Raw genomic sequence first — 12,919 nt, forward strand, 5'->3', positions numbered from 1 at the left:
ATGCAGGAAACCGACGGGCGTCGCAAACGCGCCCAGACCAGCCGCGACCGGATCGTTGCGGCGATGCTGGCCTTGGTCGAGGAAGGCCATATCACGCCAAGCGCGGAGCTGGTGGCCGGGCGGGCGTCGGTCGGCCTGCGCACCGTATTCCGGCATTTCGCCGATATGGAAACGCTCTATGCCGCGATGACGACCGAATTGACGCGCCACTATGTGCATGGCCTGGCTCCTTTTTCCTCCACGGATTGGCGCGGGCAGCTGCGCGAAAGCGCCGAGCGCCGGCTCGCGACGTATGAAACGTTGCTCCCGTTCAAGCGCGCCGCCGACGCCCATCGCCACGCATCGCGCGCGATTCAGGAAGAGCACGATCGGATGGTCGCGCTGATGCGGACGCGGTTATTGTCGATCCTGCCGGAGGAGAAGCTGGCGCAGACCAGCCTGGTCGAGACGATCGACCTGCTGCTGAGCTTCGACGTGTGGCAGCGCCTCCGCGGTGACCAGAAGCTTTCGCCAAATCAGGCGCGCGCGATCATTCTCGGCGAGATCGACCGGCTGTCGCGCGACTGACGCGCGGCTCAAGCCCGGGCGCGGGCGATGTAACGCGTAATGTTGCCGCCCAGCACGTCGAGCGGCACGTTCCCGCCCTCGACCACCGCCTGGTTGAAATCCCGCAGATCGAAGCGCGCCCCGAGTGCCGCCTTGGCGCGGTCGCGCTGCGCCAGTATCTCGGTTTGGCCCAATTTATAGCCGCACGCCTGCCCCGGCCACGCGCAATACCGGTCGATCTCGCTGGCGGCATTGGACATCGGCAGTCCGGTCGCCGCGACGAACTCGGCGAGCGCCCGTTCGCGGGTCCAGCCCATCGCGTGGATGCCGGTATCGACCACCAGCCGCACTGCGCGCCACGACAGACCCATCAGATAGCCCAAGCGCCCGGCCGGATCGCCGTCATACATGCCAAGCTCGTCGGCGAGTTGCTCGGCGTACAGCGCCCAGCCTTCGGAATAGGCGTTGAAGGCGAGGATAGATCGGATCAGCGGCAGTTTTTGCGCATATTCGCCCTGCCAGACATGGCCGGGAATGCCTTCGTGGAACACCAGATCGGGGATTGTGACGCGGTTGTGGATCGACGGATCGCCGAGATTGACCCAGACCCGCCCCGGGATCGATCCATCGAGCGCACCGGGGCCGCCGTAGGCCGCGGGCGCGCCAGGTTCCTGCGCCAACGGCATCCGGCGAATCTCGAGCTTGCCCTCGGTCAGGCGACGGAACGCGTCGGGCAAGCGCGGGCGGATCGCGTCGATCTTGCCCTGCATATAAGCGACGATCTGGCGTCGGCCTTCGTCACCGTTCGGAAACACCATTTCCGGGCGGCGCTGCAACGCGGTCGCCCGCTCGCCGATCGTGCCCTGCGTCAGGCCGAAGCCCTTCAGGATCACATCCATCTGCGCGTGCAGGTCGATCAGTTGCGCGACGCCGAGCGCGTGGATTTCAGCAGGGCCTCGACGAGTCGTGGTGCTGGCGCGCAAGCCCCAGGCATACCATTCGGGGCCGTCTGGGCGTGTACCCAGACCGGCCGCATCGGTCGCGACGCCGCGTTGCGCGCGCAGCTCCGTCAATTGCCGCTCCAGCGCCGGGATGACCGATCCTTGGACGATCTTCCCCGCGCGATCGACCCAGGCGCCGGGGATCGTCTGCGTCTTGCGTGCGAGCGGGCCGATCAGCGGGCCGTCCGTGCTCGCCGCATCGCGCACGGTCGCCACGACGCCTGCGATCGTCTTGTCGAGCAGGAAGGACGGGGGCACGAGGCCCTGCCCGCGCGCGCTCCGCCCGCGCGCAGTCTCGCCGTCAAGCTGCACCGCCATCGCCGACAGGCGCGACAGATAAGCCTCGGCGTCGGCGGCACTGCGCACTGGCTGATCGCCGTCGAGCAATTGCGGCACATCGAGCCACGCGCCGACATTCTGCACCACCGTGTACGGCGTGTTGCGCCAATTGCCAATCGTCGCGACGCCATAGGGCAGTTTCATGCCGTCAAGCGCGGTGCGGAACGCGCTTTCCGTGACGGCGAGGCTGGTCAGCGTGGCGGTATCCAAACCGGCGCGCGACACGCGCCTAAGTGCAGCAAGGGACTCGGTCAGAAATACACGCGCCTTCGCAACACCCGCCGCCGACCGATCATCCAGCCGCCCGCGCAGATCCGCGTGAGGACCGGTGTCGACCCCCAGCCGCGTCGCCTCGGCCGGCTGCAAGGCCAGCAATTGACAGGCGAGGCGATCAAGCAGCGCCGCCGCCGTTTGCGGTGCGGCAAAAGCGCACTCTGGCACGGTGGCGAACGCGGCGCTGGCGGCGAGCCCGGCCAGGGCGGTACGGCGATTTGGGGAGAAACTGTCCATGCCGCCTTGGATACCGCGCTGATCGGCCGCGTCAAACACCGCCGATGCGTTTCCAACCCCGCGTTACGCCGATCTTAACCGGCACGTGCGATGGGCGTTGCTCGTATGGCAGGCGCACGCTCTCATGACTGACGTCCTCGTCACGGTCGACACCGAGCTGTCGGCCGCGCTGCATCAGCGGGGCGTGACGCCGTGCCGCAACGTCGAGAATTCGATCGGCGGGGTCGTGCGGTCGGGTGCGTTCGGCATCGGCTGGCAGATGGACCGGCTGGAGGAGCACGGCCTGAAGGGGGTCTTCTTCGTCGATCCGATGCCGGCGCTGGTGTATGGCGAAGGCGTGGTCGCGGACATTGTCGGTCCGATCCTCGCGCGCGGGCATGAAGTACAGTTGCATGCTCATACGGAATGGTTGGCTTGGGCGGCACCGTCTCCGGTCGGCGCCAGACGCGGCCAGAATATCGCCGATTTCGAACTCACCGATCAAATCGTGCTGCTGCAAGGCGCCCGCGACGCCCTGGAAAGAGCGGGCGTTCCCCGCCCGATCGCGTTCCGCGCGGGCAATTTCGGCGCGGACGATCGCACGCTGGTCGCCTTATCGAAACTCGGGATCGTCTGGGACAGCAGCTTCAACCCCGCGTATCTTGGCGGTCCCTGCCGGATCGGTCTCAACGCTGACACGCATTCCCCGGTTCGTCGGCACGGCGTGATCGAACTGCCAGTCTCCGGACTCTGCGATCGCCGGGGCGCAGTGCGGCCAGCACAGGTCTGCGCTTTGTCACGCTGGGAAATGATCGATGCGCTGCGCCATGCAAGCGACGCCGGCGAGCCCGCTTTTGTTATCGTCAGCCACAGTTTTGAAATGCTGTCGCGCGACCGGTGCCGACCAAACCGGGCGGTGATGGCGCGTTTCGTCGCGATGTGCCGCGAGATTGCCGACAATCCGAATTTGCGCAGCGCCGGCTTTGCCGATCTCGACCCGGCAATCGCTTCCGTCGCACGGCCCGACACGGCGCGCCTGGCACCGAACCCGGTCCGCACCTTCGGCCGCGTGCTGGAACAGGCCGCAGCCACACTGCGCTATGAACGGCCGTGGCTGCCCGTGCGATGACTGCCCTGCTCACGACGCTAACCGACGTGGCCAAGCGGCTCGTCCGCCATGTAGTGCATGATTATCGGCTCAACTGGATCTTCGCGTCGGACGCCACGGGGCCGGTCCCCAAACTGCCCGAGGAAATCGACTTCGCGCCGCTGGACGACACTGCCCTGCAGCGGATCGCCACAACGACCGATCCACAGTTTCGCAAGGTTTTGGGGTATGAGCGGATCGGTGCGAGCGGCTTCTTGCTGTCGAAGCATGGCGAGCCGCTGAGCGCCGCCCATTTCGTCGATCAGTCATTGTACGAAAACGCGACGATCTGGCCGCTAGGTCCCGACGAGGCGGCCTTGCTCAACGTCGTCACCCTCGATGCGGCGCAAGGCTATGGTTATGCACCGATCCTCATCGCGCACGCGACCGCGGCGATGCTCTCCCCGCGCTATCGGCGGGCGATCGCCTTTATCTGGTGGAACCACCGCGCATCATTGTGTGCCTTCACCCGCGCCGGTTGGCACCGGATTGGATTTTCGATCGGCATCGTCGGCAAAAATGGAGCGGTGCGCCACGTGCACATCCCGGTGCCGAAGATCAGCCGAAGGCGCGCGGGATTACGCTGACAGCGTGAACCTCGGCGGGGAGCCGGACGCCGCACCTTTGGCGGCCCTCCACGGCATCCCCGCCGACCGGGTCAGATCACTGGATCAGTTGACGGAATCCTTCAGGCCCTTGCCGGCCTTGAACTTGGGCTGCGACGATGCCTTGATCGTCATCGGTTCGCCCGTGCGCGGGTTGCGGCCCGTCGATGCCTTGCGCTTGCTCACCGAAAAGGTGCCGAAACCGACCAAGCGCACTTCGTCGCCCTTCTTCAACGCGGCCGCCACCGCATCGAAAACGGCTTCAACGGCCTTGCTCGCATCGCCCTTGGTCAGGCCCGATGTGTCCGCGACCGTCGCAATCAGTTCTTGTTTGTTCATAGCCACAACCCCCCGTTACCAATAGAAAAATGATTCCCGGTCCAACGCCGGTCGCGCAATAAGGCGGGTCACACCGGGGCTGTCAAAGCAAAATCGACCGCCCCGCTATGATTTCAGCGAATCTACGCCGTTAAAGCGTCAATGATGCACTTCACCGCCGATAGCGGCAACCCCCGCCGGTGGTTGCGCGGCCAGATCGTCCGCTTCGGTCCAATCGATTGGCTCGAGCGGGCCAGTCAGCGCGAGTCGCAGCACTTCATCGACATGCGCCACCGGAATGATCTTCAGGCCGTTCAGGATATTGGCCGGGATATCCGCCAGGTCCTTCTCATTTTCCTGCGGGATCAGCACCGTGGTGATGCCGCCACGCAGCGCCGCGAGCAGCTTCTCCTTCAACCCGCCGATCGGCAGAACGCGGCCACGCAGCGTCACCTCGCCGGTCATCGCGATGTCGCGGCGAACCGACACGCCGGTCAGTGTCGAGACGATCGCGGTGACAATGCCAATACCCGCCGACGGTCCATCCTTCGGCACCGCCCCTTCAGGCAGATGGATGTGGATGTCCTTGCGGGCGAAGATGCTCGGTTTGATGCCGTACGAGGGTGAGCGCGCCTTGATGAAGCTGAACGCGGTCTCGATCGATTCCTTCATCACGTCGCCAAGCTTGCCGGTAATCTTGGCGGCACCGCGCCCGGGCACTGTGACGCTTTCGATCGTCAGCAATTCGCCGCCGACCTCGGTCCAGGCAAGACCGGTCACCGCACCGATCTGATTCTCTTCCTCGCCCAGGCCGTGGCGATACTTCTTTACGCCCGCGAAATCGGACAAATTCTCCGGCGTGACCGTAACGCTGGTCGCCTTGCCTTCCAGAATCTGCCGCAGCGCCTTGCGCGCCAGCCGCGCGATTTCGCGTTCCAGCGTGCGCACACCCGCTTCGCGCGTATAGAATTGGATCAGCGCACGTAGCCCCTCGGTGGTGAGAGTGAACTCACCCTCCTTCAGGCCATGCGCTTCGATCTGCTTGGCGATCAGATGCCGCTCGGCAATCTCGACTTTCTCATCCTCGGTATAGCCTTCGAGCCGGATGATCTCCATGCGGTCGAGCAGCGCCTGCGGCAGGTTGAGCGAATTCGCCGTGGTCACGAACATGATGTCCGAAAGATCGACGTCGATCTCCAGATAATGATCGTTGAACTTCGAATTCTGTTCAGGGTCGAGCACTTCGAGCAACGCCGACGCCGGATCACCGCGGAAATCCTGGCCGAGCTTGTCGATCTCATCGAGCAGGAACAGCGGGTTGCTGGTGCCGGCCTTCTTGAGATTGGTAACGATCTTGCCCGGCAGCGAGCCGATATAGGTGCGGCGATGCCCGCGAATCTCGGCTTCATCGCGCACGCCGCCGAGCGACTGGCGGATGAATTCGCGGCCCGTCGCCTTGGCGATCGACTTGCCAAGGCTGGTCTTGCCCACGCCCGGAGGCCCGACGAGGCACAGGATCGGCCCCTTCAGCTTGTTGGTGCGCGCCTGTACCGCCAGATATTCGATGATCCGGTCCTTGACCTTCTCCAGCGCATAATGGTCCTCGTCGAGCACCGCTTGCGCCGCCGAAATGTCCTTGCGGATCTTAGACTTCTTGCCCCACGGCAAGCCAAGCAGCACGTCGAGATAGTTGCGCACGACGGTCGCTTCGGCGCTCATCGGCGCCATCGTCTTGAGCTTCTTGAGCTCGGCAGTCGCCTTGGTGCGCGCTTCCTTCGACAGCTTCAGCGTGGCGATCTTCTGCGTCAGCTCGGCGATCTCGTCGCCCTCGCCTTCCTCGCCCTCATTGCCGAGTTCGCGCTGGATCGCCTTCAACTGCTCGTTTAGGTAATATTCGCGCTGGGTCTTCTCCATCTGCCGCTTGACCCGCGACTTGATCTTCTTCTCGACCTGCAGGACGCCGAGTTCGCCCTCCATGAAGGCGTAGACCATCTCCAGCCGCTTGGCCGGATCGCGCTCAATCAACAGCGCTTGCTTATCGCTGACCTTGACCTGGATATTCGCGGCGACGGCGTCCGCCAGCTTCGAAGGATCCTCGATCTCGCCGAGCTGCACTGCGGTTTCGGCGGGCAGCTTACGGTTGAGCTTGGCATAATTCTCGAACTGATCGATCACCGACCGCATCAGCGCGTTCAGCTCGGGACTCAGCGTGTCGGCGGCGAGCTTGCCGACGCGCTCGCTCTGCTCGGTGCTGGCCGTTTCAAGCACCGCTGCCCCAGCCTCGCCTTCCAGCATCTCGACTTCGGCCGAAAGATAGCCGTCGACCGCGACCAGCCCGGTCAGCGCCGCACGGCGCTTGCCCTCGACCAACACGCGCACCGTGCCATCGGGCAGCTTGAGCAATTGCAGCACGACTGCAGTGACGCCGACCTCATACAGGTCATCGCGATCGGGATCGTCCTCGGCCGGATCGAGCTGCGCGACCAGGAAAATCTCCTTGTCGGCGGCCATTGCCGCTTCCAAGGCGGCGACCGACTTGTCGCGACCGACGAACAGCGGCACGATCATGGCGGGAAAGACGACGATGTCGCGCAGCGGCAGAACAGGGTAAGACTGGGTGGAAGAGACTTGGGTCATGCAAACTCCGGGGCGACGCGAAACACGCGTCTTTGATTCCTTATATGGGGCGGATTGCCATTCCATCAATCGCCGAACGATTTTGGCAGCAACGATCGCGTGCGCGGCCCTTCCGGCGGCGGCGCGCGGGCGTACCGACGCGGTCGCGCGCGCCCTTGCCGCAGCAGGTGGCGAGGCTACGTTGCGGCGCGTGCGCGCCATCTCCTGGATCGGGACGATGCGAATGCTGCTGGGTGGCGTGGCCGTCGATCTCGCGGTTGAGGCGCGTATCGAGCCCTTTGGACGCGCGCGCTTCGAAAGCTGGTTACCGAGCGACGGACGGGCGACCCGACGCACGGTGATGATCGAACGCGATGGCGGGTTCGTGGTCCATGCCGGTGCGCAGACGGCGTTGTCACTCGAACAAGCCCGCTTTCAGCGTCAGCAAGCGGGAGCCTATGCCTATCTGCTGCTTGCCCCCGCCTATCTCAGCGCGGCGAACGGAAGCACCCTCAACGCCAGCAGCGATGGATACCCGCCGATCTCCCTCACCCTCGCGCGCGACGGGCGAGTGGCCGCCGCCGACTATCGCATTGCGTCGCCCGACCCCGACGGCGCGGCGGTGCGGCAACGGCTCAGCTTCAGCGGCACAGTGGCTTCGGCCGGTGTGCGTTTCCCGCGCAGCATTTCGGTCATGCAGAACGGAAGGCCCTTTTCGCGCCTGACCATCACGGATTTCGCAGCGGAACTGGACCCGGCATGACCCGCTATCGGATATTGGCGACGGTAGCGCTGCTTGCGCTGATCGCAGCAGGCCTGCCCGAAAAGGGCAAACCGCCGCTCACGCCGCAGACGCAGAAGTCGGGCGGGCCGATCGACCCCGATCAAGCGCGATTGCGCTTCGACGCGGCCGACCTGGCGTTCGAAGTACTGCCCGACACGGAAACGTTGCGCGGGGTCGCGACGCTGTCCTTCACCGCCATGGCGCCACTGGAACGGCTGGTGGTCGATCTCGACCCCAATCTGCCGGTCGACGCGATCGCCATCGACGGTACGGCCCTCTCGGCGACCGCGTGGCGCAATCCCGTGGGCAAGCTGACCATCTCCCTGCCCCGCCCGCTCCGCGCCGGCGAACCGGTCACCGCGCGCATCCGCTACGGCGGACAGCCGCATGTCGCGGTGAAGGCACCGTGGGACGACGGCATGGTCTGGTCCAAGACCCCGAGCGGGGAGCCGTGGTTCGCGACGACCGCGGAGGCCTCGGGCTGCGATCTGTTCTGGCCATGCCTCGACTTCCCGACCGGCGAGCCGGGCGTCGTCACCCTGCACATCACCGTGCCGAAGGGCCTAAAGGCGCCCTCCAACGGCGTGTTGCTGGGTGTCGATACGCTGGCGGATGGGCGGACGACGTGGAGCTGGCGCGCGAAGCATCCCAACACCTATGGCATCGCGCTCAATGTCGGACCGTATGAGGAGGTTTCGGGCCGCTACAAGAGCCGCTACGGCAACACCATCCCGCTCTATTACTGGTATTTGCCGGGCGAGGCCGACAAGGCACGAGCGCTGTTTGATGAATTCGCGCCGACGCTCGATTTCTTCGAAAGCGAGATCGGCCCCTACCCCTTTGCCGACGAGAAACTCGGCGTGGTCGAAACGCCGCACAAGGGCATGGAGCATCAAACCATCAACGCCTACGGCAATGGCTATGCCAAGGCGCCCGAGGGGTTCGACTGGCTGTTCCACCACGAGTTCGCCCACGAATATTTCGGCAATCAGATGACCGTCGCCAATTGGGACGATTACTGGCTGCACGAGGGCTATGGCAGCTACATGCAGCCACTCTATGGCCGCTGGCGCGAGGGGAACGCCCGCTACGCCACGATGCTCGCCGATCAGCGCAAGAACATCGCCAATCTGCGCCCGGTCATTTCGGGCAAGGTGCGCACTGAGAATGAGGTGTACGAACTCGACAAGGGCGGGCCCGGTCAGGACATCTACTACAAGGGCTCGTGGATGCTCCACACGCTGCGGGGCCTGATCGGCGACCGCGCATTCAGAACGGTGACGCGGCTGGCGGTCTATGGCCGCGCCGACCCGCGGCCGGGCAACTTCTTGCCGCGCTATACCTCGACCGAGGAATTCGAAGGGATCGTCCGCCGCGTGACCGGCAAGGATTATGGCTGGTTCTTCGATGTCTATCTGCGGCAATCGGCGCTGCCCGATCTGATCGAGTCACGCACCGCGCACCGCCTGTCGCTGCGCTGGGATGCGCCGGGCGGGCGTGCCTTTCCGATGCCGGTCGAGGTGCAGGTCGGCGAGCGGATTGTTCGTGTGCCGATGACCGGGGGAATGGGATCGCTGCCGGTTCCCAGCGGCGTGCATGTGGTGATCGATCCTGATGCGAAGCTGCTCCGGCGCTCGGTCGCGATCGAGCGGTATCAGGCATGGCGCGACGCCGAGGCGCACCGCGCGCGATCCGGCAGTTGACAAGGAACTGTATTACAGAGACGATACAGCCGATCAGACGAGGAGCGGCGTCATGGTGCTACGATGGGATCCGGTTGGTTTGACTGGCATCATCGCCTTCTGGATTGGCTTTATTGCCTTCGTCGTCGCGCTGTTCCTGGCGCGTCAGCGTGGGGCAAAAGCTCCCAAGAGCGACAATAGGGACCGCCGCAGCGCCTCGATTCTGTGGATTGGGGTTCAGGGGCTGGCGATCGGGTTCATCGCGATCGGGCCGGTGCTTGTCCGTCTCGATCCGTTCTCCGCCACAGCGGTGGTGCAGGCGGCCGTCGTCCTGGTGCTGACGCTGTTCGCCGCCTGGCTGTTCGATGCCGCGTCGCGCGAGATGGGGCGGAATTGGGCACTGGTCGCGCGGACTCGCGACGACGGCAATCTCGTGCAGTCCGGCCCGTTCGCCTATATCCGCAACCCGATCTACGTCGCATTGTTCTGCATCATGGTCGGGATGGCGATCGCCTACGGCCATTCGCGCAACCTGATCGTCGCGGTTCCACTCTACGCCTTCGCCACCTGGATGCGCGTGCGTCACGAGGAGGCGGTGCTGCGCGCCACCTTCCCGGATTATGACGCGTATGCCGCCCGCGTGAAGCGCTTTATCCCGGGCCTGCTATGACCCCGCTACCCGCGGCGGCACGGGGATGAGTTCATAGATGTCGAGCGCAGCGCCACCACCCGCGCGCGTGAGAACGAGCCGCCAGCGAAATGGCGCGACTCGCTCGACGACACCGACGACGTCCTGCGCCGGGTTGGTGCTGTAGGCTGGCGCGCTCTTCATGCGCGCCGGGCGGAACGTGCCCAGAAAGACTTGGCGGCGCTCGGTATCGGCGAACAACCAGCCGCCGGGCAGGATCGATCCGCTTTGCTTGGTCAGCGACAGGCTGTGCCTGGAGCCATCGACGGTGCAGAAATCCGGCTTGAACGTCGCCACCCCGGCCCGTCCGCCGAGCCGCACCAGGCGGCATGAATAAGGGCCGGGCGGCAGTGCAGGCAGATCGAGTGCCGCTGCCGGATCGACCAGCGGCCCCTCGCGCTCGAACTGCGCCTTCGCTCGCCCCGGCACGCTCGCGCGCGCCTTTGCCCACAACTCCGGGAGCGATGCGAGCCGTGCACGGTCCGGCGCGGTGATCGCGGCGTTCCACCCGGTCGGCTCGACCGGTTCGCTCACCAGCCCTTTTGGAGCAGGGTGCTTCAGCCCGGCGGCGCAGCCGGACAGCAGCACTGCCACCGAGGCGAGCAAAAGGGATCCGTGCTGCATCGCGGAGAAATCCTTGGTCAGGGATGGACTGATACGCGGCGGGCCGCGTTAAGATTTGGTAAATACCAAAGGTTAACAGATCGTAAAGATCAGCACCGCCGCACGTTCCGTGCGACGATCAGGTGCGCAGCAGCGACCAAAAGCGCGGGCCGCCATGTGGGACGTCCCACATGTCGGTTAGTTCGAAGCCGAGCGCCTGATAAAAGACAAGATTTTTCGGATTGGCCGTCTCCAGATAGACCGGCAGCCCGCTCCCCGCGATCCGCGCTAGACCCGATCGGATCGCGGCGCCGCCATACCCTTTGCCCTGCGCGGCGGGGTCGCAGCCAGCGATGTGGAGGTACCAATGCGGTGTAGACGGCAAATGCGCGTCGATGGCCTGCGACACCGCAAGGCCGCGACCAAGCCCCAGCCCGAAGGTACGCAACAACGGCCATGCCTGCGGCAATAGATCCAGCAGCCCGGTCCGGCTCTGCCCTGGCCCGCGCCAGAGTGTCGCGGCCTCGCCGCCCTGCGTGATTAGCCGCATTCCGCCGAGCGCATCGCCGTCGAACAGTGTAGCGAACAGCCGCGGCGTGCGCTTCGCGCGCTGCGCCACATCGGGAAAGAGGAACGCCATCGCCGGATCATCGGCGAAGGCGCAGGCAAACAGCGTGGCAATCCGGGCGCGGTCAGCGGTGCCCGCAACCCGGACCCCGTCGCTCACGCGGCCCCGGCGCCGGCCTTTTCCTTCTTGGCATAGACGCGGATCGGCTCCTTGCGGCCCTCGATCACGTCCTTGTCGATCATCACTTCATCGACCGAGTCCATACCCGGCAGATCGAACATGGTGTCCAGCAGGATGCCCTCAAGGATCGAGCGCAACCCGCGCGCGCCGGTCTTGCGGTCGATCGCCTTCTTCGCGACCTGCACAAGCGCGTCGTCGGTGAAGCCGAGCTTGACGTCTTCCATGTCGAACAGTTTTTGATACTGCTTGACCAAGGCGTTCTTGGGCTCGGTCAGGATCGTCACCAGCGCCGGCACGTCGAGATCCTCGAGCGTGGCGATGACTGGCAAACGGCCGACGAATTCCGGGATCAGGCCGAACTTCAGCAGATCCTCGGGCTCGACGGCCTTCAGCGTCTCGCCGGTGCGGCGCTCTTCCGGGCTTGCGACATAGGCACCGAAGCCGATCGACTTGCCCTGCAGACGATCGCCGATGATCTTCTCGAGACCGCTGAACGCGCCGCCGCAGATGAACAGGATATTCGTCGTGTCGACCTGCAGGAACTCCTGCTGCGGATGCTTGCGGCCACCCTGCGGCGGAACGCTCGCGGTGGTGCCTTCCATCAGCTTGAGCAGCGCCTGCTGCACGCCCTCGCCCGACACGTCACGCGTGATCGACGGGTTTTCGGCCTTGCGGCTGATCTTGTCGATTTCGTCGATATAGACGATACCGCGCTGCGCCCGCTCGACATTATAGTCGGACGCCTGGAGCAGCTTGAGAATGATGTTCTCGACGTCCTCGCCGACATAGCCGGCTTCGGTCAGCGTGGTTGCATCCGCCATCGTGAACGGCACGTCGAGGATGCGCGCGAGCGTCTGCGCGAGCAATGTCTTGCCGCAGCCGGTCGGCCCGACGAGCAGGATATTGCTCTTCGCGAGTTCGACATCGGCGCCCTTCTGGCCGTGGTTGAGGCGCTTATAGTGGTTGTGCACCGCCACAGAGAGCACGCGCTTGGCGCGCTTCTGGCCGATCACATAATCGTCGAGCACGTCGCAGATTTCCTGCGGGGTCGGCACGCCACCGTCCTTCTTGGAGACCAAAGCGGATTTGGTCTCTTCCCGGATGATGTCATTGCACAACTCGACGCACTCATCGCAGATGAACACCGTCGGCCCGGCAATGAGCTTGCGTACCTCATGCTGCGATTTCCCGCAGAAAGAGCAATAGAGCGTGCTCTTCGAGTCACCGCCGCTGAGCTTCGTCATTCAAACCATCCTTGGCGCCACATGCTGGCGCACCTATGCGGAGACATTATCCTAGACCGCCCCCGCGCGGTCCGACAATCACCAAATTCGTCGTACGGACCCTACACCG

Annotated in this window: 12 protein-coding genes; 6 read left to right on the forward strand and 6 right to left on the reverse strand. The window is 64.8% G+C overall.

The window, feature by feature from the left end:
* On the forward strand, window positions 1-567 hold the full coding sequence (locus tag AB5I39_RS00120) for a TetR/AcrR family transcriptional regulator (protein ID WP_404369761.1): 567 nt from the start codon (window positions 1-3) through the stop codon (window positions 565-567).
* An 8-nt stretch (window positions 568-575) separates the two neighbouring features.
* Here AB5I39_RS00120 and AB5I39_RS00125 read toward each other — a convergent pair whose 3' ends face one another.
* Window positions 576-2,396 carry a DUF885 domain-containing protein gene (locus AB5I39_RS00125; protein ID WP_404369763.1) on the reverse strand — a complete coding sequence of 607 codons (1,821 nt, stop codon included), beginning with the start codon at window positions 2,394-2,396 and terminating at the stop codon, window positions 576-578.
* 124 nt (window positions 2,397-2,520) lie between these two features.
* Here AB5I39_RS00125 and AB5I39_RS00130 point away from each other — a divergent pair, with 124 nt between their 5' ends.
* Both AB5I39_RS00130 and AB5I39_RS00135 read left to right on the forward strand, forming a co-directional pair.
* A complete protein-coding gene (locus AB5I39_RS00130) occupies window positions 2,521-3,504 on the forward strand; it encodes a hypothetical protein (protein WP_404369765.1) in 984 nt (327 codons plus the stop codon).
* Window positions 3,501-4,109, forward strand: a complete 609-nt coding sequence (locus AB5I39_RS00135) for a hypothetical protein (RefSeq protein WP_404369766.1) — start codon at window positions 3,501-3,503, stop codon at window positions 4,107-4,109. Before AB5I39_RS00130 ends, AB5I39_RS00135 begins: the two co-directional genes overlap by 4 nt.
* Before the next feature lie 84 nt (window positions 4,110-4,193).
* On the opposite strand, the gene AB5I39_RS00140 is transcribed toward AB5I39_RS00135, so the two are convergent.
* Both AB5I39_RS00140 and lon read right to left on the reverse strand, forming a co-directional pair.
* Window positions 4,194-4,466 (reverse strand): HU family DNA-binding protein, encoded by a 273-nt coding sequence (locus AB5I39_RS00140; protein WP_404369768.1) that lies wholly within the window; start codon window positions 4,464-4,466, stop codon window positions 4,194-4,196.
* Between the two features lie 138 nt (window positions 4,467-4,604).
* Window positions 4,605-7,082, reverse strand: a complete 2,478-nt coding sequence (gene lon / locus AB5I39_RS00145; RefSeq protein ID WP_404369770.1) for an endopeptidase La — start codon at window positions 7,080-7,082, stop codon at window positions 4,605-4,607.
* A gap of 82 nt (window positions 7,083-7,164) precedes the next feature.
* Between lon and AB5I39_RS00150 the strand changes: the two genes are divergently transcribed.
* Genes AB5I39_RS00150 through AB5I39_RS00160 form a run of 3 tightly spaced genes read left to right on the forward strand, consistent with a single transcriptional unit; the run spans window position 7,165 to window position 10,197 of the window.
* Complete coding sequence (locus AB5I39_RS00150; protein WP_404369772.1) at window positions 7,165-7,824, forward strand: hypothetical protein; 660 nt, start codon at window positions 7,165-7,167, stop codon at window positions 7,822-7,824.
* Complete coding sequence (locus AB5I39_RS00155) at window positions 7,821-9,548, forward strand: M1 family metallopeptidase (RefSeq protein ID WP_404369773.1); 1,728 nt, start codon at window positions 7,821-7,823, stop codon at window positions 9,546-9,548. The genes AB5I39_RS00150 and AB5I39_RS00155 overlap by 4 nt, the downstream gene beginning before the upstream one ends.
* A 52-nt stretch (window positions 9,549-9,600) precedes the next feature.
* Window positions 9,601-10,197: a methyltransferase family protein gene (locus tag AB5I39_RS00160; protein ID WP_404369775.1), complete on the forward strand. Its 597-nt coding sequence runs from the start codon at window positions 9,601-9,603 to the stop codon at window positions 10,195-10,197.
* On the opposite strand, the gene AB5I39_RS00165 is transcribed toward AB5I39_RS00160, so the two are convergent.
* The 3 genes from AB5I39_RS00165 to clpX all read right to left on the reverse strand — a co-directional run bounded on the left by AB5I39_RS00165 (window position 10,192) and on the right by clpX (window position 12,810).
* The gene (locus AB5I39_RS00165; protein ID WP_404369777.1) at window positions 10,192-10,839 is read right to left on the reverse strand and encodes a DUF4893 domain-containing protein; all 648 of its coding nucleotides are present in this window, start codon (window positions 10,837-10,839) and stop codon (window positions 10,192-10,194) included. The two genes, AB5I39_RS00160 and AB5I39_RS00165, sit on opposite strands and share 6 nt — an antisense overlap.
* Before the next feature lie 118 nt (window positions 10,840-10,957).
* Window positions 10,958-11,545, reverse strand: a complete 588-nt coding sequence (locus tag AB5I39_RS00170; RefSeq protein ID WP_404369778.1) for a GNAT family N-acetyltransferase — start codon at window positions 11,543-11,545, stop codon at window positions 10,958-10,960.
* Window positions 11,542-12,810, reverse strand: coding sequence for an ATP-dependent Clp protease ATP-binding subunit ClpX (gene clpX / locus AB5I39_RS00175; protein ID WP_404369780.1), 1,269 nt, complete (start codon window positions 12,808-12,810; stop codon window positions 11,542-11,544). The genes AB5I39_RS00170 and clpX overlap by 4 nt, the downstream gene beginning before the upstream one ends.
* Between the last annotated feature and the right edge of the window lie 109 nt (window positions 12,811-12,919).

This window comes from Sphingomonas sp. MMS24-J45, assembly GCF_044881195.1.
GTDB lineage: Bacteria > Pseudomonadota > Alphaproteobacteria > Sphingomonadales > Sphingomonadaceae > Sphingomonas.